This is a genomic window from Streptomyces thermolilacinus SPC6 (genome assembly GCF_000478605.2).
In the GTDB taxonomy this organism is placed as follows: domain Bacteria; phylum Actinomycetota; class Actinomycetes; order Streptomycetales; family Streptomycetaceae; genus Streptomyces; species Streptomyces thermolilacinus.
On the sequence record NZ_ASHX02000001.1, the window covers coordinates 214,534 to 239,267 of the forward strand.

At 76.3% G+C, this 24,734-nt stretch carries 9 protein-coding genes; all 9 read left to right on the top strand.

The window, feature by feature from the left end; translation table 11 throughout:
• On the top strand, positions 1-2,319 hold the full coding sequence (locus tag J116_RS01080) for a lantibiotic dehydratase (RefSeq protein WP_028964810.1): 2,319 nt from the start codon (positions 1-3) through the stop codon (positions 2,317-2,319).
• On the top strand, positions 2,319-3,905 hold the full coding sequence (locus J116_RS01085) for an amino acid adenylation domain-containing protein (protein WP_023591217.1): 1,587 nt from the start codon (positions 2,319-2,321) through the stop codon (positions 3,903-3,905). The genes J116_RS01080 and J116_RS01085 overlap by 1 nt, the downstream gene beginning before the upstream one ends.
• Positions 3,902-5,098, top strand: a complete 1,197-nt coding sequence (locus J116_RS01090) for a threonine ammonia-lyase (protein WP_023591216.1) — start codon at positions 3,902-3,904, stop codon at positions 5,096-5,098. Before J116_RS01085 ends, J116_RS01090 begins: the two co-directional genes overlap by 4 nt.
• Positions 5,095-5,406 (top strand): acyl carrier protein, encoded by a 312-nt coding sequence (locus J116_RS01095; RefSeq protein ID WP_023591215.1) that lies wholly within the window; start codon positions 5,095-5,097, stop codon positions 5,404-5,406. The genes J116_RS01090 and J116_RS01095 overlap by 4 nt, the downstream gene beginning before the upstream one ends.
• A 5-nt stretch (positions 5,407-5,411) precedes the next feature.
• Entirely contained in the window at positions 5,412-7,739 is a 2,328-nt protein-coding gene (locus J116_RS01100; RefSeq protein ID WP_037949106.1) for a lantibiotic dehydratase, read from the top strand.
• 239 nt (positions 7,740-7,978) lie between these two features.
• Positions 7,979-14,353 (top strand): non-ribosomal peptide synthetase, encoded by a 6,375-nt coding sequence (locus J116_RS01105; protein ID WP_023591213.1) that lies wholly within the window; start codon positions 7,979-7,981, stop codon positions 14,351-14,353.
• A 171-nt stretch (positions 14,354-14,524) separates the two neighbouring features.
• Entirely contained in the window at positions 14,525-21,859 is a 7,335-nt protein-coding gene (locus J116_RS01110) for a non-ribosomal peptide synthetase (protein ID WP_023591212.1), read from the top strand.
• Complete coding sequence (locus tag J116_RS01115; RefSeq protein WP_023591211.1) at positions 21,856-23,421, top strand: cytochrome P450; 1,566 nt, start codon at positions 21,856-21,858, stop codon at positions 23,419-23,421. Before J116_RS01110 ends, J116_RS01115 begins: the two co-directional genes overlap by 4 nt.
• Before the next feature lie 40 nt (positions 23,422-23,461).
• Positions 23,462-24,718, top strand: coding sequence for an MFS transporter (locus tag J116_RS01120; protein ID WP_023591210.1), 1,257 nt, complete (start codon positions 23,462-23,464; stop codon positions 24,716-24,718).
• Positions 24,719-24,734: the final 16 nt, after the last annotated feature.

Sequence of the window (24,734 nt, forward strand, 5' to 3'; positions counted from 1 at the left end):
ATGCCGGAGACCGTTCAACTGCCCGTCGGGGGGTGGCGCCTGTGGGAACACTTCGCGCTGCGGGGGCCGGGCTTCCCGGCCGGTGGCGTGCTGCGGATGGCGCCCCCGGGCCTGGCGGAGGCGGCCGACAAGTTCCTCCCGGGCGGTGAGCCCGCCGGGCCCGAGTGGGAGGCGTTCACGGAGGACTTCGACGCGGGTGCCGTCCGCACCGCTGAGCTGCTCCAGGAGATCGCGGCGAGCCCCCGCTTCCGGGCGGCGGTCGCCTGGCAGAACCCGGCCGTGCTGCGCACCGGGGTGGCGCCGTTCCTGGCGTGGACGCCGACGGCGGCGGGACGGACCAGCATGCCCCGGCAGCGGGAGGAGCTGGTCGCCCACTACTGGCAGCGGTTCTGCGTCAAGAACGACACGATCGGCTTCTTCGGGCCCGTCGGCTGGGGCCGCTGGGACCTGGGCCGGCAGGATATCGCCGTCGATCCGGGCAGCGGGTTCCTCGCCGACTCGCGGGTGTACTTCTCCAGTTGGGCGATCGACGCGCTGGCCCGTTCGCTGGACGCCGACCCGGCGCTGCGGGCGTGGATACCGCCGCGCCGCGTCCCGTTCGCGCGGATCGAGGACGGCGCGGTGCGCGTGCCGGGGCGGCGGCCGCAGTCCGTGACGGCGAAGGACCTGGCGGTGCTGGGTCTGTGCGACGGGACGCGTACGGTCGCGGAGATCGCCGGAGCGGCCGGGCTGTCCGCGGCGGAGGCGGAGGAGTCCGTACGGGCGCTGGTGGCGGGGCGGTGGGTGCACTGGCGGCTGGAGGTGCCGTCCGGCACGTACCCGGAGCGTGAGCTGCGGGCGATCCTGGAGCGGATCGGTGACCCGGCGGTCCGCGAACCGGCCCTTGAGCGGCTGGCCGTGCTGGAGCGGGGCCGCGACGCGGTGGCGGCGGCCGGGACGGACGCCGAGGCGCTGACGGCGGCGCTCGGGGCGCTGGAGGCGGACTTCGCGGCGCTCACCGCCACGGAGGCGCAGCGCGCGAAGGGCGCGAAGACCGCGCCGTGCCGGGGTGTCGTCTACTCCGACTGCCGCCGGTCGGCGACGGCGGTGCTCGGCAGGGGGCTGCTGGACGAACTCACCCCGCTCGCGCTGTGCCTGACGGCGGCCCGGTGGATGACGAACCGGGTGGCCGGGCGCATCCGGGGCCGACTGCGGCCGGTGTACGAGCGGCTCGCCGCGGACGGGGACCGGGTGGACCTGGCGTCCCTGTGGCTGGCGTGCCTGCCGTCGCCGCACCCGAACGCGGAGGAGGACGTGACCGCCGTCCAGGCGGAGCTGCGGGCGAAGTGGGCGCGCCTTTTGGAGGTGCCCGAGGGGGCGCGCCGGGTGCGGCTGTCGTCGCGGGAGCTGGCGGAACGGGTACGGGCCGAGTTCGACGAGCCGGGCACGGGGTGGTCGCTGGCCCGGTACTTCAGCCCGGACGTGCTGGTGCTGGCCGAGGACGCGGACGCGGTGGCGCGCGGCGACTTCGAGCTGCTGCTGGGCGAGATGCACTGCGCGCTGAACACGATGGGCGCCTCGCTCTTCGTGCACCAGCACGCCGACCGGGACGCGCTCGTGGCGGAGACGTCCCGTGACTTCCCGGGGCCCCGGCTGCTTCCGATGCTGCCGAAGGAGCTGCCGCTGAAGTGGTCCACGCGCAGCAGGCCGTCGCTGGAGCGGCCGGAGGACTACCACGTGGCGCTGGTGGACCACACGGGCGACCCGTTCCGTCAGCGCACGGTCCTCGCCGCCGACGTGACGGTGGAGGACCGGGACGGGGCGCTGGTGGCGGTGCTGCCGGACGGTGCCGTGTACGACGTCCTGGACGTGTACGCCAACACGCTGACGCAGCGGGTCATGGACCGGTTCACGCTGCGGCCCGAGGGCGACCACACGCCGCGCGTCAGCATCGACCGGATGGTGGTGGCGCGCGAGACGTGGACGCTGCCGGTCGCGGAGATGGGCTTCAGCGACGACAAGTCGGAGGCGCGGCGGTTCGTACGGGCCCGCGCGTGGGCGCGGGAGCGGGACCTGCCCCGGTTCGTGTTCGTCGTGTCGCCGACGGAGCCGCGCCCGTTCTACGTGGACTTCGACAGCCCCGTGTACGTGAACATCTTCGCCAAGGCTGCGCGCAGGCTGGCCCGGAAGGACCCGGGGGCGCGGCTGGTGGTGAGCGAGATGCTGCCGACGCCGGAGCAGGCGTGGCTGACGGACGACGAGGGCCGGACGTACACGTCGGAGCTGCGGTTCGTCGCCGTGGACCAGACGGTGACCGGCCTGGCCGACGGGGGTGTGTGATGCGGACGTTCGTGGACGAGATCGCCGCGCACGCCGCGCGGGAGCCGGGCCGGGTGGCGGTGAGCACGCCCGGCGGGGAGCTGACGTACGCGGAGCTGACCGCCCGGATCGACGCGCTCGCCGGGACGCTCGCCGCGCGGGGGGCCCGCGCCGAGACCGTGTGCGCGGTGGCGGTGGCGCGCGGCGTGGACGCGGTGATCGCCGTGGCCGCCGCCGTGCGGTGCGGGGCGGCGTTCCTCACGCTGGACGTGGAGCAGCCGCCGGCCCGGCTGGCCGCGCTGGTCCGCAGCGGCGGCGCCGACCTGCTGGTCACGACGGAGGCGCTCGCCGACCGGCTGCGGCTGCCGGTGCCGGGACGGCTCGTGCTCCTGGACCGCCCGGAGCCTGGCGACGCGGGCGGTACGCCTCCGGGAGGGCCGCCGGACGGTCGGGCGCTGGCGTACGTCAGCCACACGTCCGGCTCGACCGGCGAGCCGAGCCCCGTGCTGGTGGAGCACCGGTCGCTCGACTCCTATCTGCGGTTCGTCGCCCGGGACTTCCGGCTGGGCCCCGACACGGTGGCGCTCCAGGTGGCGCCGCTCGGGTACGACGCGTCCGTACGGGACACGTTCGCGCCGCTCCTCGCGGGCGGGCGGCTGGTCGTGGTGCCCCGGTCGGCGGTGCTGCGCCCGGACGAGTTCGGCGCGGTCGTACGGGAGCACGGGGTGAACGCGCTGCTGAGCGTGGTGCCGTCGTTCCTGGCGTTCCTGGCGGGCCGCCCGGACGGGGCGGGGCTGCTGGAGGGCGTACGGCTGGTGGTGAGCAGCGGGGAGTCGCTGCGCCCGTTCCTGAGGGCGGGCGGCCGGGCGGTGGTCGAGGACCGGCTCGTCAACCAGTACGGGCCGACGGAGTGCACGATGACCTCGACCCGGTACGACGTGCCGGCCGATCCGGTGACGGACGCGGACATCGTCGGGACGCCCATCGACGGGGTCGTCGTCCGGCTGCTCGACGAGGACCTGCGGCCCGTGCCGGAGGGCGCGGTGGGCGAGGTGTGCGTCGGCGGGGTCGGTGTCGCCCGCGGCTACCGGGGCCTTCCCGCCCGTACGGCGGAGTGCTTCGTGCCGGACCCGGCGGGGCCGCCGGGGGCGCGGCTGTACCGGACAGGCGACCTCGCCTCCGACGGCCCGGGCGGGCTGCGGCTGCTGGGGCGCCGGGACCGGCAGGTGAAGATCCGCGGCTACCGGGTGGACCCCGCCGAGGTGGAGGGCGCGCTGCTGGCGCACCCCGGGGTCACCGGGGCGGTCGTCACGGCCGCCGAGGACGGCCAGGGGCGGGTGTACCTCGTCGCGCACGTCACCGGGGACCTGGACGGCACGGGCAACGGGGCGCTGCGGGCGCACCTCGCGGCGACGCTGCCGCCGCACCTGATGCCGCGCCGGTTCGAGCGGCTCGCGGAGCTGCCGACGACCCGCAGCGGCAAGGCGGACCGGCGGGCCCTCGCGGACGCGGTAGCCGGCGCGGGCGGCCGCGCGGGCGGCCCCGTGCGAGCGGCGGACGCGGCGGGTCACGAGAACGCGGCGGCGCTCGCGGAGGTGCGGTCATGACGGCGTACCGGGGCGGGCTGACCTCCGCCGACGTGGAGCGCGCGGCCGGGCGGATCGCCCGGTACGCGCGGCGCACCCCGCTGCTGCCGGGTCTTCCGGCGCCGGGGCGGCGCAGGGGCGGCTGGGGGCTGCTGCTGAAGGCGGAACACCTCCAGCACAGCGGGTCGTTCAAGCTGCGCGGCGCGGCGAACGCGGTGCTGGCGCTGGGCGCCCGCGCCATCGTGACCGGCTCCTCCGGCAACCACGGGATCGCCCTGGCGCGGCTGGCCGCGCCGATGGGGGTGCGGGTGACGGTGGTGCTGGCCGCCGGGACGAGCCCCGCGAAGGCCGAGCGCATCCGCGCGCTGGGCGGGCGGACGGTGAGCGTGCGGGGCGGTGTCGCCGAGCGCGAGGAGCGGGCCAGGGCGCTCGCCGAGGAGACCGGCGCGGTTCTCGTGCCGTCGTCGGACCACGAGCTGGTCGTCGCGGGGCAGGGCACGGTGGCCCGCGAGATCCTCGCCGACGTGCCCGACGTGCGGACCCTGTACGTGCCGGTCGGCGGCGGCGGGCTGCTGGCCGGGGTGTGCCTGGCCGCCCGCGACCACCCGGTGCGGATCGTGGGCGTCGAACCGGCGGGGACACCCCGGTACGCGCGGTCCCTGGCGGCGGGCCGGCCGCTGCGGCTGCCGCCCTGCGACACGGTGGCGGACGGACTGCGGGCGCAGGCGCCCGGCGAGGTGCCGTTCGCGGTGGTACGGGACCGGGTGGACGACCTGGTGGCCGTGACCGACGCCGAGATCCTCACCGCCACGGACCGGCTGCGCCGCCTGGGCGTCGAGGCGGAGCCCAGCGGGGCCGTCGCCCTCGCGGGGGCGCTGCGCGCGGGACGGCTGCGGGAGCGTGCCGTCGCCGTCGTGTCCGGCGGCAACACCCTGGCGGCCCTGACCGCCCGCACGGACCTGGCGGACCCGACCGGCCCCGCCGATCGCGCGGGCCCCGCGGACCGCACCGACCCGATCGGCTTCACCGCCCGTACGGACCTGGCGGACCTGACCGGCCTGGCCGACCGTACGGGCCTCACCGGCCGAACGGCCCTGACAGACCTGATGAATCCGGCCGGCCTGACGTACCCGGCCGACCGTACCGAGCCGGGCGGCGGCGCCCGGCGGACCGCGCCGACCGGCGCACGTCCCGAACTGGAGGAGACCCGATGAGCGAGACGACCACCACCCTGACCGCCCCCGCCCCCGCCTACGCGCCCACCCCGACGGCCGTCACCGCCATGAGTGCCGGCGCCGTCACCGAACTGCTCGTCGGCATCTACCGGGAAGCCCTCGGCGCGCCCGGCCTGGACGAGCAGAGCGACTTCTACGAGAACGGCGGCGACTCGCTCACCGCGTTCCAGGTGACCGCGCGGCTCCAGGACGCGCTGGGCGTGGACGTGCCCGTGGCGCTGGTCTTCGCCTACCCGACGCCGGCGGACCTCGCCGACGTCGTCCACACCGACCTGATCGAGGGGTGAGGACCGTGGCGGAGACGGACGACGGGGGCGGCGTGCCGCTGCCCGGCGGGCGGTGGCGGCTGTGGGAGCAGTTCGCCCTGCGCGGGCCCGGCTTCCCCGCCGACGGGGTGCTGCGCCTGGCCCCGGCGGGGCTCGCCGAGGCGGCCGACAAGTTCGCGGGGGACGACACGGCGGTCCTCGCGCCGGACGACCGGGAGTGGACGGACTTCGCGGGGCTGTTCGCGCAGGCCGCCGTGGAGACCGCGCACCATCTCCAGGACATCGCGCGGACACCGGCGTTCCGGGAGGCCGTGGCGTGGCAGAACCGCCCCGTGCTGGCCTCCGGGGTGGCGCCGTTCCTGGCGTGGACGCCGACGGCGGCGGGACGGACCAGCATGCCCCGGCAGCGGGAGGAGCTGGTCGCCCACTACTGGCAGCGGTTCTGCGTCAAGAACGACACGATCGGCTTCTTCGGGCCCGTCGGCTGGGGCCGCTGGGACCTGGAAGGGCCGGGCGTTGCGGTCGATCCCGGCGAGGGTCTGATCGCCGCGACGGAGGTCTACTTCGCCGGGTGGGCGATCGACGCCCTGGCCGCGCGGATCGACGCCGACCCGGCGTTGCGGGAGTGGGTGGCGCCGCGCAGGGTGCCGTTCGTTCGGGTGTCGGACGCTGAGGTGACCGTGCCGGGCCGTCCGGCGCGGAGCGTCGGCCCCGAGGCCGCCGCCGTGCTGGGCCTGTGCGACGGGCTGCGGCCCGTACGGGACATCCGCGCCGCGCTGCCCGGCGTGGACGTGCCGGCCGTCCTCGCGGACCTCGTGGCGCGCCGCTGGGTCGTGTGGAAGCTGGAGGTCCCGGCCGGTGCCCACCCGGAGCGGGCGCTGCGGGCCTGGCTCGACGGCGTCGGCGACGCGGAGGCGCGCGGCCGCTGGCTCGCGGCGCTGGACACGCTGGAGCGCGGCCGCGACCGGGTGCGGGCGGCCGAGGGTGCCGACGACGTGGTGGCCGCGCTGGCGGAGCTGGAGGGCGGGTTCGCGGCGCTCACGGAGACGGCGGCCGTACGGGAGAAGTCCGCGGGTACGGCGCCGTGCCGGGCCGTCGTGTACGCCGACTGCCGGCGGGCGGCGACCGTCCGGGCGGGGCGGGCCGTGCACGAGGCGCTGGCGCCGCTGGAGCCGCTGCTGACCAGCTCGGGGTGGCTCACCGCGCGGCTCGCCGACGCGGTGATGGCCGAGGCGCGGGGGGTGTACGAGCGGCTCGCCGAGGACGGGCCGGTGGACCTGGCGTCGTTCTGGTTCGCCTGCATGCCGGTGCTGCACGGCACGGCGCGAGCGCGGGCCGACGCGCTCCAGCGGGAGTTCCGCGACCGGTGGGCGTCCGTCCTGGCCGTGCCGCCCGGCGCCCGACGGGTGCACAGGTCCCTGGCCGACATCGCGGGGCCGGTCGCGGAGCACTTCGGCACCGGCGGGGGCGCCCCTCCGGGGGCGGGGTGGACGGCTGCGCGGTACGTCAGCCCGGACGTCATGGTCGCCGCGACCGGTGTGGACGCCGTCGAGCGGGGCGACTTCGAGCTGGTGCTGGGCGAGCTGCACCTGGCGGCCAACACGCTCGGCGCGTCCCTCTTCGTCCACCAGCACCCCGACCCCGGCGAACTGGTCCGGCTGACCGGCCGCGACCACCCCCGGCCGCGCCTGATGCCGCTGCTGCCGAAGGAGCACCGGTCGCGGCTGTCGGCCCGCACCCGGCACGCCCTGGTCCGGCCGGACGACTACCACGTGGCGCTGGTGGACCTCACGAGCGGCGCAGGCCGTCCCCGTACGGTCCTCAGCGCGGACGTGACGGTCACCGAGCGGGACGGGGAGCTGGTGGTGGTCCTGCCGGACGGCGCGCGGTTCCCCGCCGTGGACGTGTTCGCGCATGTGCTGACCACGCTGGCCATGGACCTGTTCCAGATCCTGCCGGAGGACGGCCACACGCCGCGCGTCACGGTGGACCGGCTCGTCGTGGCGCGCGAGACTTGGCGGCTGCCGGGGCCCGACCTGGACTTCGCCGACGAGAAGGACGAGGCACGCCGGTTCGTACGGGCCCGGCGGTGGCGTGCGCGGCACGGGCTGCCCCGGTACGTGTTCGTGGTGCTGCCGACGGAACCGCGGCCCTTCTACGTGGACTTCGACAGCCCCGTGTACGTCAACATCCTCGCCAAGGCCGTGCGCCGCATGGTCCGCAAGGAGCCGGACGGGCGGGCCGTCGTCACGGAGATGCTGCCGACGCCCGAGCAGGCGTGGCTGGTGGACGACCAGGGCCGGTCGTACACGTCCGAGCTGCGGTTCGTCGCGGTGGAGGAGGAACAGGGCTAGAGCGTCCGTGCGGGCCGCGAACGGCGGCGCGCCCGGCCGGGTTCCGGCGGGCGCGCCGCCGTCGGCGCTTGTCCGCGCCGGTGCGGACATCCGCGTACGAGGGATTGTGCGTCCGCGTGCTTGTGCGTGGGCTGGCTTGTGCGTGCGCGGGCTTCTGCGTGTGCGGCTGCGTCTTCTTCCCTACTGGGCGCGTGCCGCAGCCGCGAGGGTGGAGGAAATCCACCGCTTGGAGGCCCGCAGTGAAGGTTGGCGCAGCTGTTCGCACCGTATCGTCCGCACAGCGGAGGCTGTGGTTCCTGGACCAGCTCAGCCGGGGTTCCGCCGACTCCCTGCTCCCGCTGGCGCTCCGCTTCCGCGGCGCTCTCGACATACCCGCCCTGGAGCGGGCGCTGGCGGGGGTCGTGGCCCGCCACGAGGTGCTGCGGACCCGGTTCGTCACCGTGGGCGGGGAGCCCGTCCCGCAGGTCGATCCGCCCGGCGCCTTCGCCGTCCGTCGGGTGGCGGCCGCCGGCGCGGACGATCTGTTCGCGCGGGAGCTGGCCCGCCCCCTGGACCTGGCGCAGGAGCCGCCGCTGCGGGCCGTCCTCGCCGAGACCGGCCCGGACGAGCACCTGCTGCTGGTCGTGGTGCACCACATCGCCGTGGACGGCTGGTCCTGGGACATCCTGCTGCGCGAGCTGACGGCCGGGTACCGGGGCGAGGAGGTCGCTCCGCCGCCGCTCCAGTACGCCGACTTCGCGCGGCTCCAGAACGAGCGGCTCAGCGGGCCGCGCACGGAACGGCTGCTCGGGTACTGGCGCGACCGGCTGACCGGCGCGGCCCCGCTGGAGCTGCCCACGGACCGGCCCCGGCCCCGCTTCTGGGACGGCGCGGGCGACGTGGTCCGCTTCGACCTGCCCGCCGGCCTGGTGGCCGGGGTGGACCGGCTGGCCCGCTCCCACCGGGCCACCCGGTACATGGTGATGCTCGCCGCGTACCAGGCGCTGCTGGCGCGGTACTCGGGCCGTACGGACATCGCCGTGTGCACGACGCTCGCGGACCGGGGCGACCCGAGGGCGGCGGACGTGATCGGACCGTTCGTCAACACGATCGTGCTGCGCACCGACCTGGCGGGCGACCCGTCGTTCACGGAGCTGCTGGGCCGGGTCCGGGCGGGGGCGCTGCGCGACTTCTCGCACGCGCAGGCGCCGTTCGACCGGGTGGTGCAGGCGGTGGGCGGGGCGCGGGACCTGTCGCGCCACCCGCTGGCGCAGGCGTCGTTCACGCTGCTCAACACCCAGCGGCCGCCGGAGCTGGGCGGGCTGGACGTGGAGCTGGTCCCGCCGCCGCTGCGGGGCACCCCGCTGGACGTGTTCCTGGACCTGGGGGCGCGGCCCGACGGGACGGTCGCCGCGCGGCTCCAGTACTCCACGGCCCTGTTCGACGCCGCGACGATGCACCGCTTCCGCGACGGGTACGTGGAGCTGCTGCGCGCGGTGGTCCAGGCGCCCGACGCGCGGCTGGCCGAGGCGGCGGGCGGACTGGCGCCCTTGACGGGGCCTGGCCGGACGGCGGCACCGCCAGCGCCGTCACCGCCGGCCTCGCGGACGGGCGCCGAACCGGCCGCCGGGGTGCCGGGCGGTGCCGTACCGGCCGACGCCGGCGCCGTGCCGTTCGCGGTGGCGGGGGACGCCGGCGCGGTGGCGCTCGTATGCGGGGGCGAGTCGGTCACGTACGGCGGACTCGACGCGCTGACCGGCGGCTTGGCCACCGCCCTCGTGGCGGACGGGGTGCGGCCCGGCGACCGGGTGGGCGTGCTGGTGCGGCGCGGTGTGGGCGCGGTCGCCGCGATGGACGGCATCTGGCGGGCCGGTGGCGTGTACGTGCCGCTCGACCCGGCGCTGCCCGAGGAGCGGCTGCGGTTCATGGTGGCCGAGGCGGATGTGCGGTGCGTGGTCGCCGACGCGTCCACCGCCGGTGCCGCGGCCGCGCTGGGCGTGCCGGTACGGCCCCTGGAAGGCGTACGGCCCGGGCCGGACGCGCCGCGTCACGTACCCGATCCGCGCGAGCTGGCGTACGTGATCTTCACCTCGGGTTCCACGGGACGCCCCAAGGCCGTGGGCGTCGAGCACCGGGCGCTGTCCGCCCATGTGGCCGCCGCCCGCGAGGCGTTCGGCGTCACGGGCGACGACCGGGTGCTGGCGTTCTCGTCCCTCTCGTTCGACGCCTCGCTCGACCAGCTGCTGCCCGCCCTGTCGCGGGGGGCGACGGTGGTGATCCGCCCGGACGAGCAGTGGCATCCGGCGCGGCTCGTCGAGGAGGTCCGGCGGCACCGGCTGACCGTGGTGAACCTGCCGCCGACGTACTGGGCCGAGTTGGCGCGGTCGCTCGGCGACGACGCGGCCGCCGCCCTGGCGTCGCTGCGGCTGCTGATCCTGGGCGGGGAGGCCGTGCCGCCGGGCCCGCTCGCCGCGTGGCGGGCGCGGGTGCCGCACGTGCGGGTGTGCAACGCGTACGGGCCGACGGAGACGACCGTCACGGCCACGACGTACGACGTGCTCCCCGGCGCGGACGACCCGCGCGACGTGGTGCCGATCGGCGGTCCGCTGGGGGCGCGGCGGGCGTATGTGGTGGACGAGCGGGGCGAGTCGGTGGGCGTCGGCGGCACGGGTGAACTCCTGCTGGGCGGGCCGGAGCTGGCGCGCGGCTACCTGGGGCGCCCCGCGCTCACCGCGGAGCGGTTCGTACCGGACCCGTTCGGCGGGACGGGCGGGCGGCTGTACCGGACCGGTGACCTGGTGCGGCTGCGGCCGGACGGGGAGCTGGAGTTCGCGGGGCGCGTGGACGACCAGGTGAAGGTGCGGGGCTTCCGGGTGGAGCTGGGCGAGGTGGAGGCCGTGCTGCGGGAGTGCCCCGGCGTGGTGGCGGCGGCCGTCGCGGCCCGGCCGGACGCGAGCGGCGCCCTGGGCCTGACCGGGTACGTGGTGACGGGCGAGGACGCGGCGGCGGAGCCGCGGCGACAGGCGGACGTGGGCGTGGAGCCCCGGGCGCTGCGGGCGTGGTGTGCGGCGCGGCTGCCGCACTACGCGGTGCCGTCGGAGTTCGCGGTGCTGGACGCGCTGCCGGTGAACACCGCCGGGAAGCTGGACCGTTCGGCCCTGCCGGCCGTGGGCGCGGGCGACCGGCCGGCGGGCGGGCCCGCCTACGTGTCGCCCCGTGACGCGACGGAACGGGTCGTCGCGGAGATCTGGGCGGAGGTGCTGGGCGTCGAACGCGTCGGCATCGACGACGGGTTCTTCGAGCTGGGCGGGCACTCGCTCCTCGCGACGATGGCCGTGTCGCGGATCGCGGAGCGGCTGGGCCGCGAGGTCGAGCTGCGCACGCTCTTCGAGAACCCGCGGCTCCGGGAGTTCGGGCCGCTGGTCGGCGCGGCACGGCGGGCGGCGTCGGGCGGCGGTGTGGTGGCGGTGGACCGGTCGGGGCCGCTGCCGATGTCGTTCGCGCAGGAGCGGATGTGGTTCCTGGACCGGATGTCGGACCGGGGCGACGAGTACGTGCTGTGGTACGCGTGGCGGGTGCGCGGTGGCCTGGACCGTACGGCCTGGCAGGGCGCCCTGGACGACGTGGTGGCGCGGCACGAGGTGCTGCGGACGGCGCTGGTCGAGGTGGACGGGCGCCCGGCGCAGCGGGTGCGCGGTCCGGTGGCGGTGCCGCTGGAGTGGCACACGGCCGGGGCGGGCGGCGGCACCGGCGCGGACGCCGGTCTGCGGGAGCTGGTGCGGGAGCGGGCGGCGGCGTTCGCGACGCGGCGGTTCGACCTGGCCGCGCCTCCGCTGCTGCGGGCCGGTGTGTGGGAGCTGGGCCCGGACGACCATGTGGCGGTCATCGCGTTCCACCACGCGGCGACGGACGGCTGGTCCAAGGACGTGCTGGTCGGCGAGTTGACCGCCTGCTATGCGGCGCGGCTGGCCGGTGAGCGGGCCGGCCTGCCCGAACTGCCCGTGCAGTACGGGGACTTCGCCGTGTGGCAGCGGCGCGCGGCGGAGGACGGGGCGCTGGAGGGGCCGCTTGACTACTGGGAGTCGGCGCTGGCCGGGCTGGCGCCGCTGGAGCTGCCGACGGACCGGCCGCGGCCCGCCGTGTGGTCCGGGCGGGGCGCGGCGGTCGAGGTGGATCTGCCGCCGTCGCTGGCGGCGGGTCTCGACGAGCTGGCCCGGCGGCACGGCGTGACCCGGTTCATGGTGCTGCTGGCGGTGGTGCAGATCGTGCTGGCCCGCTGGTCGGGGCAGCGGGACGTGGCGGTGGGCACCCCGGTGGCGGGGCGCGGCCAGCTGGAGCTGGAGCGGCTGGTCGGGCTGTTCGTGAACACGGTGGTGCTGCGCGGCGACCTGTCGGGCGACCCGTCGTTCGAGGCGTTCCTCGGCCGGGTCCGGGAGTCCGTGCTCGGCGCGTTCGACCACCAGGACGTGCCGTTCGAGAAGCTGGTGGAGCGGCTGCGGCCGGAGCGTGACGCGTCCCGCAACCCGCTGTTCCAGGTGATGTTCGACGTGCAGGAGAGCCCCGTCGGCGGGCCGCGCGCGGAGGGCCTGGACGTGGAGCCGTTCGCGCTGCCGTGGCGGTCGGCGAAGTTCGACCTGACGGCGACGTTCCTGCTGTACGCCGACCGGTTCGCGCTGAACGTCGAGTACGCGACGGACCTCTTCGACGCGGCGACGGTGACCCGGTTCGCCGGGCACGTGGGGCGCGTGCTGGAGTCGGTGCTCGCCGACCCCGGCCGCCCGGTGGGGCGACTGGAGATGCTGACCGGCGCCGAGCACGCGGAGCTGGTGGGCCCCGTGGACGCGGCGGCCCCGGCGGTGGCGCAGGTGCCGCCGTACGCGGTGGCGGGCGCGCCCGGGGCGGTCGCCCTGGTCTGCGGGGACGCGAGCCTGACGTACGGGGAGCTGGACGGCCTCGCGGGCGGTCTCGCCCGGGAGCTGGCCGACGCGGGGGCGGGCCCGGAGACGGCGGTGGGCGTGTGCCTGGGCCGGGGGCTGTGGTCCGTCGTCGCGATGGCGGCGATCTGGCGGGCGGGCGGTGTGTACGTGCCGCTGGACCCGCGCCTGCCCGAGGAGCGGCTGCGGTACATGGTGGAGCGGGCCGGGGTGCGGTTCGTCGTCACGGACGGCGCGACGGCCCCGCTGGCGGCCGGGCTGGGCGTGCCGGTCCTCGACGTCGACGCGGTCCGTCCCGACCCGGACGGGCCCCGGCACACGCCGACGCCCCGCGAGCTGGCCTGTGTCATCTTCACCTCCGGGTCCACGGGCCGGCCCAAGGCGGTCGGGGTGGAGCACCACGCGCTGGCGGCGCACGCGCTGACCGCGCGGGAGCGGTTCGGGATCACCGCCGAGGACCGGGTGATGAACTTCGCGTCGTTCTCGTTCGACGCGTCGCTGGAGCAGGTCCTGCCCGCGCTGGGCGCCGGGGCGGCGGTGGTGATCCGCCCGGACGAGGTGTGGACGGTGGAGGAGCTGGCCGAGCGGGTCCGCGAGGCGCGGGTCACCGTCATGGAGGTGACACCGTCGTACTGGGAGGAGATCGCGGCCCGGCTCGACACGGTCGGCGACGGCCTGAAGGGGCTGCGGCTGGTCGTCACGGGCGGCGAGACCCTGCCGTCGGCGCCGCTCGCCCGCTGGTTCGCGTATCTGCCGCACGTGCCGGTCCAGAACACGTACGGCCCCACCGAGTCGGTCATCTCCGCCACCTCCCGGCTGGTGACGGGTCCCGTCGAGGGGCGGGTGCCGATCGGCACGGCGTGGGGGGCGCGCCGCCTGTACGTGGTGGACGCGTACGGCGAGCTCGCACCGGTCGGTGTGCCCGGTGAACTGCTGGTCGGCGGCCCGGAGCTGGCGCGGGGCTATCTGGGGCAGCCGGGGCTCACCGCGGAGCGGTTCGTCCCCGACCCGTTCGGCGGCGCGGGCGGCCGGCTGTACCGGACGGGCGACATCGTGCGGCGACTGCCGGACGGGGAGCTGGACTTCCTGGGCCGCACCGACCACCAGGTGAAGATCCGCGGGTTCCGCATCGAGCTGGGCGAGGTGGAGGCCGTACTGGAGGCGCACCCCGCGGTGCACGCGGCGGCCGTCGTCGTCCGCGAACTGCGCGGCGACCGGACGCTCGTCGGGTACGCGGCCGGGCGGGACCCGGACACGGCCGCGCTCGCCGAGTGGTGCCGGGACCGGCTGCCCGGCTACATGGTGCCGGCCGCGTTCGTGGTGCTGGACGCGCTGCCGCGCACGGTGCAGGGCAAGTGCGACACGGCCGCCCTGCCCGACCCGGAGCCGCCCGTGACGCCCGGGGCGGTGGCCCCGCGCACCCCGACCGAGCTGGTGACGGCGCAGGTGTGGGCCGAGGTGCTGGGCCTGCCCCAGGTCGGCGTGGACGACGACTTCTTCGCGCTGGGCGGGCACTCGCTGCGCGCCGTCGCCGTCGCGTCGCGGCTGCGGGCCGCGTTCGACTGTCCGGTGCGGGTGCGCGACCTGTTCGAGCACCCGACCGTCGAGCGGCTGGCCGCCGAGCTGGAACGGCGGCTCGTCGAGCAGATCGCCGCGATGAGCGAGGACGAGATCGACCTGTCGCTGACGGCGGACTACTGACCTCCTCCCCCGGCGGCGGGCTCACCCCGCCGGGACGGCCACGGGCGGCGGACTCACCCCGCCGCCGGGCCCCCGCACCACCCGCGCGGCCACGCGCGCCGCGCCCCCGACTCACGAGCACCGGCTGCCGACACGCCTGCTCACCGACTCTCCGATGGGACGGAACCCCTGATGACCACCGCACACGCCGAACGCGCCACCGCCAACACGACCGCACCCGCCGAACGCGCCACCACCAACACGACCGCGTCCGCGCCCGCCTCCAAGCTCTCCCCCGCCGCGCGCCGCCTCCTGGAGCGCCGTCTGCGCGGCCGGGCCGGGGCCGCGCCCGCCGGTATCCCGCGCCTCGACCCGCGACCGGACCGCGTCCCGCTGTCGGCGGCGCAGCAGCGCCTGTACTTCCTGCACCGCCTCGACCCGGACGGGGTCGAGTACCTGATGCCGGCGGCCTGGCGGTTCACCGGCCCGCTGGACACGGCCGCGCTCGACGGCGCGGTCCGCGACCTGGTCGGCCGCCACGAGCAGCTGCGGGTCGTGTTCACCGAGGAGGAGGGCGTCCCCGCGCAGCGCGTCCTCGACGGGGAGCCCATCGGCCTCGACGTGGTGGAGCTGCCCGGAGCCGTACGGGACGGGGGCGCCGACGCGCTCGCCGCGGCCGTGCGGGAGGTCGCCGCGCAGCCCTTCGACCTGGCGTCCGAGCCCGGGTTCCGGGCGGTGCTGCTGCGGGTCGCGGACGACGACCACGTGCTGGTCCTGGCCCTGCACCACATCGTGGCGGACGGCTGGTCGCTGGACGTGCTGCTGCGCGACCTGGCCGCGTTCCACCGGGCCCGCACCGAGGGCACCGACGCCGCCCTGCCGGCCCTGCCGATCGCGTACACGGACTACGCGGTGTGGCAGCGCGGCAGCGACCACGGCGACGACCTCGCGTACTGGCGGAGCACGCTCGCCGGGCTGACCCCGCTGGAGCTGCCCACCGACCGTCCGCGCCCCGCCGAACGCTCCTACACGGGCGCCCTCCACACGGTGGAGCTGCCCCCGGAGCTGACGGACCGGCTGCGGGCGCTCGGCGAACGCGCCGACGCCACCACGTACATGACGCTGATGGCGGCGTTCCAGGCGACGCTGGCGTTCCACAGCGGGCAGGACGACATCGCGATCGGCACCGTCGTCGCCAACCGGGAGCGGCCCGAGACGGAACAGCTGGCCGGGTTCTTCGTGAACACCCTCGTCGTGCGCACCGACCTGTCGGGCGACCCGACCGGTGACGAGCTGCTGGGCCGCACCCGGGAGAGCGTGCTGGGCGCGCTGTCGCACCAGTCGCTGCCGTTCGAGAAGGTCGTCGACGAGCTGAGCCCGGAGCGGGACCTCGGCCGCAACCCGCTGTTCCAGGTGCTGTTCACCCACACCCCCGCGTCGTCGGGCGCGTTCCGGCTCGGGGAGGCGGAGGGCGCGGTGTTCCCGATCGACCTGACGACCGCGAAGTTCGATCTGACCCTGGACGTGCTGGAGGGCGACGGGCGGATCGCGCTGCGGTTCGTGTACCGCCCGGACCTGTTCACCGAGGAGTCCGTGTCCCGGTTCGCCGCCCATCTGGTGGCGGTGCTGCGGGCGTTCGTACGGGTGCCGAGCGTGCCGCTCAGCGAGATGGCGCTGCTCACGGACGAGGAGATCGGCGAGCTGCTGGGCCCGGACGGCCCCGCCAACCGGCCCGCGCTCCCGGAGCCGGGCCCGGTGCGGGAGGCTGCCGCGCCGCGCACCGCCCTGGAGCGCTTCGCCGAGCACGCGCGCCGCGCCCCGGACGCCGTCGCCGTGTCGGGTGGCGGGCGGAGCCTGACGTACGGGGAGCTGGACGCCGCGTCGCGGGCGCTGGCCCGGCGGCTGCGGGCGGCGGGAGCGGGGCCCGAGCGGCTGGTCGGCGTGTGCGTCGGGCGCGGCCCGGAGCTGGCGGTGGCGCTGCTCGGCGTGTGGCGGTCGGGCGCGGCGTACCTGCCGCTGGACCCGTCGCACCCGAAGGCCCGGCGGGAGTTCACGGTGACCGACGCGGGCGTGTCCCTGGTGGTCGCGGGCGGCGCGGGGCGCGCGGCCGTGGAGGGGCTGCCGGTGGAGGTGGTGCCGCTGGAGGGCGCCCCTGACGACGGGGCCGACGGCGCGCACGACGGCTCGCTGGAGGACGCGCCGGGCGCGGACCGGCTCGCGTACGTCATCTACACCTCCGGTTCCACGGGCCGGCCCAAGGGCGTGGAGCTGACCCACGGGAACCTCGCCTGGCTGCTGGACGCCGCCGACCGGCACTTCTCGTTCGGCGCGGACGACGTGTGGACGCTGGTGCACTCCCCCGCGTTCGACTTCTCCGTCTGGGAGCTGTGGGGGCCGCTGACCTCGGGCGGGCGGGTCGTGGTGCTCACCGACGACGAGGTGCGCGACCCGGCTGCGGTGCTGCGGGTGCTGCGCGAGGAGCGGGTGACGGTGCTGAACCAGACGCCCGCCGCGTTCAAGGGGCTGCGGGCGCACATGGCGCAGTCCGGCGCGGTCTTCGCGGACCTGGCGCTGCGGACGGTCGTCTTCGGCGGCGACGCGTTCGACGCGCGGGACTACCGGGACTGGTTCACCGTCCCGGAGGGCGAGCGGCCGGCGCTGGTGAACATGTACGGGATCACCGAGACGACCGTGCACGTCACGTACCGGCTGATCACCGAGGCGGACACGGTGTCGCCGGTCACCTCGCCCATCGGGCGGCCGCTGGCCGGGCAGCACGGCTACGTCCTGGACCGGTTCCGGCGGCTGGTGCCGCGCGGCACGGTCGGTGAGCTGTACGTCGCCGGGGGCGGCGTGGCGCGCGGCTACCGCAACCGCCCCGAGCTGTCCGCCGAGCGGTTCCCCGCCGACCCGTTCGGCCCGGGCGGGACGCGCATGTACCGGACGGGCGACCTGGTGCGGGTGCTGCCCGACGGGGAGCTGGCGTACGTGGGGCGGGCCGACCACCAGGTGAAGGTGCGGGGCTTCCGGATCGAGCCGGGCGAGATCGAGACGGCCCTGCGCGCCCTGCCCGGCGTGGCGGACGCCGCCGTGGTGGCCAGGCCCGAGCCGCAGGGCGCCCGGCTGGTGGCGCACGTGGTGCTGACGGAGGGCCGCCCGCTGGACGCGGCGGACCTGCGGGACCGGCTGCGGCTGACCCTGCCGTCGTACATGGTGCCCGCGCTGTTCGTGCGGCACGAGCGGCTGCCGCTCACCGCGAACGGCAAGGTGGACCGGGCCGCGCTGCGGGCGGTGGCGGGTGACGCGGCCGCCGCGCCCGAGGGACACGTGCCGCCGCGCGGCGAGACGGAGGAGGCGCTGGCCCGGGTGTGGGCCGAGGTGCTGGGCGTGGAGCGGGTCAGCCGTACGGCGAACTTCTTCGACCTGGGCGGCGACTCGATCCTGGCGCTGCGGGTGATCGGCCTGGCGCGGTCGGCGGGCCTCGCGCTGACGGTGCCCGACCTGTTCCGGGCGCCGACGCTGGGCGACCTTGCGGCGATGGCGACGGCGGCCGACGGGGAGGCGCCGCCGCCGGTGGAGCCGTTCTCGCAGCTCGACCCGGCGGACCGGGCGCGGCTCCCGGAGGGCCTGGAGGACGCGTACCCGCTGACGATGCTCCAGGCGGGCATGCTGCACGAGATGCTCGCCGACGAGCGGCGCGGCGCCTACCACAACGTCACCGACCTGAAGATCACCGTTCCGGAGGGGTTCGGCCTGGCGGCGTTCCAGGCGGCGGTGGACGCGGTGGTGCGCGAGCACGGCATCCTGCGGACCTCCGTGGACCTCGTGTCGTACTCCGAGCCGCTCCAGCTCGTGCACCGCGAGGCGGCCCTGCCCGTCGGCTACACGGATCTGCGGGGCCTTCCCCGCGAGGAGCAGCGCGCGGCCCTGCGGCAGTACGTGGACGAGGAGTTCGGGCGGCGCTTCGACCTGGCCGCGCCGCCGCTGGTCCGCATCCACCTGCACCACCTCACCGACCACGAGCTGCGGCTCACCCTGACGGACTGCCATGTCGTCCTGGACGGCTGGAGCCTGACCTCGCTCATCGCCGACCTGCTGGACCTGCACCGGCAGGCCGTGGCGCACGGCCGGACGCCGAAGCTGCCCGCCGCGCCCCAGTTCGCGGAGTACGTGGCGCTGGAGCGGGCGGCCGTACGCGACGAGGAGGGCCTCGCGTACTGGCGCACGGCGCTGGACGCGCTGAGCCCGGTGCGGTTCACGCGGCGCGGCGACGGCGACGAGGGGGCCGCGGAGAGCGTGTACGAGACGAAACGCTCGTACAAGCGGCTCGCCGGGCCCGTCGGGCGGCTCGCCCGGCAGGCGGGCGTGCCGAGGCGGACGGTGCTGCTGACGGCCTTCCACCACCTGATGAGCCTGTACGCCGAGCGGGACGACAGCGCCGGGCACGCGATCGCCCTGGTCACCAACGGCCGGCCGGAGCTGCCGGGCGCGGACCGGATGCGCGGGCTGTTCCTCAACACGGTTCCGTTCGGCGTGGAGCGCCCGCGCGGCAGCTGGCTGGAGTACGTGCGGGCCGTGTTCGCGGCCGAGCGGGAGATGCTGCCGCACCGCAGGGTGCCGCTGGTGCGGCTGGCGGAGCTGCGGCCGGGCGAGCCGAGCCCCGTGCAGGCGGTGTTCAACTTCGTCAACTTCCACCGGCTGTCCGGCGACACGTGGGACGAGTCGATGGAGATCGCCAGGACCATGTTCCCGCTGCTGGTCAACGCGTCCGTGGACGGCTTCCAGCTGGACGCCGACCCCGCGTACGTGTCCCCCGCGACGGCGGACCAGCTAGCGGATCTGCTGTGCGGGGTGCTGGAGACGATGGTGTCCGCACCGGACGCGCCGGTCACGCGGCCCGCGCTGCGCGGTGAGGCGCGGCAGCGGGTGCTTGCCGGGGCGCGCGGCGCGGACCTGCCCGGCGACGGGCTGATGTTCCACGAGTGCGTGGCCCGGCACGCGGCGCGCACCCCCGACGCGGTGGCCGTCGCGCACGCCGCCGAAGAGGTCACGTACGCCGGACTCGACGGCGCGGCGGAGCGGTTGGCGGCGCGGCTGCGGACGCTGGGGGTGGGCCCGGAGGCGGTCGTCGGGATCTGCGTGAACCGGGGCCCGGACATGCTGCGGGCGGTGCTGGGCGTGCTCAAGGCGGGCGGAGCGTTCCTGCCGCTGGACCCGCAGCACCCGGTGGAGCGGCTGGCGTTCACGGCGCGGGACAGCGGCATGCGGGTGCTGCTCACGCAGTCGCCGCTGGCCGGGGCGGTGCCGTTCGACGGTCCCGTGCTGTGCCTGGACGACCCGGCGGTGTGGGAGCCGTCGGAGGTGCCGGTGGGCACGGCACCGGCCGTGACGCCCGACACGACCGCGTACGTCATCTACACGTCCGGCTCCACGGGCACCCCGAAGGGCGCGACCGTCCCGCACCGGGGCCTGACCAACATGCTGGAGGGCCAGCGGGACGTGGTGCAGCCGTCACCCGACGACCGGGTGCTCCAGTTCGCGTCGTTCAGCTTCGACGCGTCGGTCCTGGAGATGACCTGGGCGCTGGCCAACGGCGGCCGCCTGTGCACCGCCCCGAAGGAGGCCCTGCGGCCGGGACCCGACCTCGCGGCGACGCTGCGGGAGTACCGGATCACCGGCACGATGCTGCCGCCCAGCGCGCTAGCGGTGCTGGACGAGGACCGGTTCCCCGACCTGGCGGTGCTCCAGGTCGCCGGTGAGGCGTGCCCGGCGGAGCTGGCCCGGACGTGGTCCCGCGGCCGGCGCATGTACAACGTGTACGGGCTGAGCGAGACCTCGTCCTGGTCGGTCGCCGCCCGCCTCGCCCCGGACTGCCGCCGCACGCCCCTCGGCCGCCCGATCCGCAACACGCAGGTCCACGTCCTGGACGACGACCTCCAGCCGGTCCCGGACGGGGTGCCCGGGGAGATCCACCTCGGCGGGTACGCCGTCGGCCGGGGCTACCTCGACCGGCCCGCGCTGACCGCGGCGACGTTCGTCCCCGACCCGTACGGCGCGCCCGGCGACCGGCTGTGCCGCACCGGCGACATCGGCGTGCGGCGGCCGGACGGCCAGGTGGAGTGGCTGGGCCGACGGGACGGGCAGGTGAAGCTGCGCGGGTTCCGCATCGAGCTGGGCGAGGTGGAGCACGCCCTGCGGGAGCTGCCCGAGGTGCGGCAGGCGGTCGTCCTGCTCCGCCGCGACCTGCCGGGCGGCGAACCGGCCCTCGTCGCCTACGTCGTGCTCCGCGAGGGCTCCGGGGCGGGCGAGGAGGAGCTGCGGCGCGGGCTGCGGGCGCGGATGCCCGCGTACATGGTGCCCGCGTTCTTCGTGCCCCTCGACGACCTGCCCGTCAACACGAGCGGCAAGACCGACAAGCGGGCCCTGCCGCTGCCGTCGGCGGGACGCGAGCGGGGCGCCACCCCGTACGTCGCCCCGAGCACGGCCGCCGAGCTGCTGCTCGCGGAGGTGTGGCGCGGCGTCCTCGGGGTCGAGGAGGTCGGGGTGCACGACGACTTCTTCCGGCTGGGCGGCAGTTCCCTGTCCACCGTGCGGGTGGCCGCGCAGGCGACGGCGCGCGGCCTCCGGGTGACCGTGCGGGACCTCATCGAGGCGCCCACCATCGCCCAGCTGGCGTCCCGCGCCGGGGCGGCGGCCGCGGCGGAGGTCCGCTCCGAGGTGCGGCTGCGGGACGGGCAGGGCGCGCCGCTGTGGTGCGTGCACCCGACGGGCGGGAGTGCCGCGTGGTACGTGCCGCTGGCCCGTGAACTGCCGCCGGGGCGGCCGGTGCGGGCGTTCCAGGCGCGCGGGCTGCTGGGCGGGGTGGACCCGACGACGGTGGCCGGGATCGCCGCGAACTACGTCGCCGAGATCGCCGCGCACGGCTGGCGGGGCCCGCACGACCTGCTGGGCTGGTCGATGGGCGCCAACCTGGCGCTGGAGATGGCGACGCAGCTGCACGAGGCCGGGCACACGGTCGAGCCGCTGGTGCTGATCGAGCCGTACCTGCCGAACCCGGTGGCGGCCGAGCGGCTGGCCGGGGTGGGCCGCGACATGGTGAACGCGCTGGGCATGCGCGACCGGATCCGCGCGCTGGCGCCGTCCCCGGAGCGGGAGGCGGCCGTGGCGGAGCTCACCGCGCTGCTGCTGGGCGCGGGGATGAGCCCCAGCGAGGCGGCGCTCGTGGAGAACGCGCCGATCGAGGTGTGGCACTCGCTGCTGGTCGCGCTGGCCGGGTACCGGGTGCGCCCGTACCCGGGCCACATCCACCTGGTGGTGGGCAGCACGGCGGCCGGGCTGCCCGAGGACGAGCCGATGCCCGGCCTGGACGTCGGATACCGGACCTATGTCGCACGGTGGCGCGAGCTGGCGCTGGGCGGTCTGACGGTCCATGTCACGGAGGGGGACCACATGTCGATGATGTCCGAGCGGCTGATGCCCGCGACCGCCGCGCTGCTGGCGAGGATCGGGACGGGGGTCGCGCGATGACCACGACGACGATGCCGGCGGGCACGGGCCGCACGGGAGCGGCGACGGCCTGCCCGGTCACCACGGCCCCCAGCGGGCGGGCCACCACCTCGACGGCCACGGCCCCGACCGCGCCCGACACCACCGCGACGGCCGCGGCCCCGGCCCGCACGGCCACCGGCTGCCCGGTCACGGCGGCGACGGCCGCGGCCACGGCCCCGACGACGGCGGCACCGGGCAGGGCCTCGGCGGCCGGCACGGCCACGGCACGGGCCACGACGGCGGCACCGGGCAAGGCCTCGGCCACCGGCACCGCCGCGGGTGGCGCGCCCGCGCCGACGGGCTCCGCCGGGGCCCGCGCCGGGGGCTTCACCGAGCAGTACCTGCTCTCGCCCGCCGTGAACGCCGACCCGTACGGGTACCTCAACGCGCTGCGCGACCACGACCCCGTGTACTGGAGCGCGATGCACCGGGCGTGGCTGGTCACCGGCCACGACCACCTGATGCACTGCCTGCGCGACCCCGCCGTCTCGGCGGACCGGGTGCGGCCGCTGATGGACGCCGTCCCGGAGGGCGCCCGTGACGACGCGGAGCGGGCGTTCGGCATCCTGTCCCGCTGGATGGTGTTCAACGACCCGCCGCAGCACCGGCGGCTGCGGCAGGTGTTCCAGGACCAGTTCGCCGCCCGCGCCATCGGCCGCTACCGGGGGTTCGTGGAGCGGGCCACGCGGGCCATGGCGGACCGGCGGGCCGCGCCCGGGAAGGCCGGGGACCTGGTCGCCGACATCGCCCGGCCGCTGCCGGCGCTGGTGTTCGCCCGCTGGCTGGGAGTGCCGCAGGCCGACGCGCCGTCCTTCTGGTACTGGAACGCCCGCGTGGGCGACCTGGTGCTCGGCGCGGCCCAGGAGGAACGCGAGTACCGCACGTCCCTCCAGTCGCTGGTCAATCTGGAGGACTACCTCGCGGACCTGGTCCGGCAGCGCCGGGCGGACCCGAAGGACGACCTGATCAGCGCCGTGCTGGCGGGCGGCCGCGTCGGGACGTCCGTCAGCGAGGAGGAGTTCGTCGGGATGCTGACGCAGATGGCGTTCGCGGGCGGCGAGACGACGAGCAACCTCATCGCCAACACGATGCTGGCGCTGCTGACCCGCCCCGACCAGCTCGCGGCGGTCCGCGAGGACCCGCTGGCGCTGGTGCCGATGGCGGTGGAGGAGACGATGCGCTTCGACGGGCCGTCGAAGATGTCGATCCGTATCGCGGCCGATGACCTGGACCTCGACGGCAGGCCGGTACGGGCCGGGGACCGGCTGTTCCTGGTGACGGCAGCCGCCAACCGGGACCCGGACCGGTTCGCCGACCCGGACCGGTTCGACGTCCGGCGCGGCAGCGGCGGGCCGATGCACCTGGGCTTCGGGTTCGGCGCGCACTTCTGCGTCGGCGCGGCGCTGGCCCGGCTGGTCGCCGTGAGCGCGGTCGACGTGCTCGTGCGGGAACGCCCCGGCCTGGAACCGGCGGACGAGCCCCTGTCCTGGCAGCCGTCGCTGCTCAACCGCGCGTTGACGGCCCTGCCCGTCCGCTACTGACCACCCGCCGCCCGCACGGCGGCGTGACGAAGGGTTCGACATGGCGAACACTCTGACCAGCGCCGGGGCGCGGCTCTGGTCCCCCGCCCGGCAGCGGTCGTTCCGGCTGCTGTGGATGGGGCAGTCCCTGTCCCTGCTCGGGGACGGCTTCAGCTACATCGCGTTCTCGTGGATCACACTGAACCTCACCGGCTCGACGCTGAGCCTCGGGTACGTGCTGGCGTTCCAGGCGGTGCCCAGGGCGGTGCTGACGCTGGTCGGCGGGTCGCTCAGCGACACCTGGTCCAGCCGGACGCTGATGGCGTTCTCCAGCTGGGCGCGGGCCGCCCTGATGGTGACGGTGGGCTTCCTGGGCCTCGCCGGGTCCCTGACGGTGTGGATGCTGTGCGTGGCCGCGGCGCTGTTCGGCGCGGTGGACGCGTTCTTCCAGCCGGCCAGGGCGTCCATCCTGCCGACGGTCGTCGGGAAGGAGACGCTGGCGCCCGCGAACGCCCTGCTGGGGGTGGGCGCGAAGGTGTCGGCCGTGCTGGGCCCTGCGGTGGGCGGTCTGGTGGTGGCGGTGGCGGACGCGCCGGTCGCGTTCCTCGTGGACGGTGTCTGTTTCGCGCTGTGCGGGCTGTGCGTGGCGAGCATCCGGACGCTGCCCCCGGAGCCGAAGGAGGGCGGTGACGCGGGCGGGGCGGCCGCTCCCGCCGCCTCGCTGGGGGCCCGCATCCGGGAGGGCCTGCGCTACGCGTGGGAGGACCCGCGCATCCGCACGGTCCTCGTGGTGGACATGGCGGTGACGTTCTGCCACTCGGGGCCCTTCACGGTGGGCTTCGCGACGCTGGCGAAGATCGACCTGGAGGGCGGCTCCACGACGCTGGGTCTGCTCAACGGGGCCCTGGCGGGCGGGGCGATGCTCGGCGCCCTGACCGGCGGGATGGTGGGCGGCAGGCCGCGCGTCGGGCTGCTGATCGCCGCGCTGGCCGGGTGGCTCGCCGTCGGCATGGGCGTCCTCGGGACGGTCGGCAACACGGCGGCCGCACTCGGCACGGTCCTGATGATGGGCTTCGGCATCGGCTTCCAGGGCGTGTTCGGCGTCAGCTGGATCCAGCGGAACATCGACGGGTCGGTGCTGAGCCGGGTGATCTCCGTGGACATGGTCCTCGGGTACGCCGTCGCGCCGCTGTCGCTCGTCGTGTGCGGGGCGCTCGCCCAGTCGGGCACGGCGCCGATGTTCGCGCTGACGGCGGTGATCCTGACCCTGACGGCCCTGGGGGTCCTCGCCTCGCGGACGGTGCGGGAGATGCGCTGAGCGGGGCCGCGCCCCG

What these genes read in the sequence shown, in the direction of transcription:
- J116_RS01095 (WP_023591215.1), top strand. Translation starts at nt 5,095, where the DNA reads ATGAGCGAGACGACCACCACCCTGACCGCCCCCGCCCCCGCCTACGCG.
- J116_RS01080 (WP_028964810.1), top strand. Translation starts at nt 1, where the DNA reads ATGCCGGAGACCGTTCAACTGCCCGTCGGGGGGTGGCGCCTGTGGGAA.
- J116_RS01090 (WP_023591216.1), top strand. Translation starts at nt 3,902, where the DNA reads ATGACGGCGTACCGGGGCGGGCTGACCTCCGCCGACGTGGAGCGCGCG.
- J116_RS01085 (WP_023591217.1), top strand. Translation starts at nt 2,319, where the DNA reads ATGCGGACGTTCGTGGACGAGATCGCCGCGCACGCCGCGCGGGAGCCG.
- J116_RS01115 (WP_023591211.1), top strand. Translation starts at nt 21,856, where the DNA reads ATGACCACGACGACGATGCCGGCGGGCACGGGCCGCACGGGAGCGGCG.
- J116_RS01120 (WP_023591210.1), top strand. Translation starts at nt 23,462, where the DNA reads ATGGCGAACACTCTGACCAGCGCCGGGGCGCGGCTCTGGTCCCCCGCC.
- J116_RS01110 (WP_023591212.1), top strand. Translation starts at nt 14,525, where the DNA reads ATGACCACCGCACACGCCGAACGCGCCACCGCCAACACGACCGCACCC.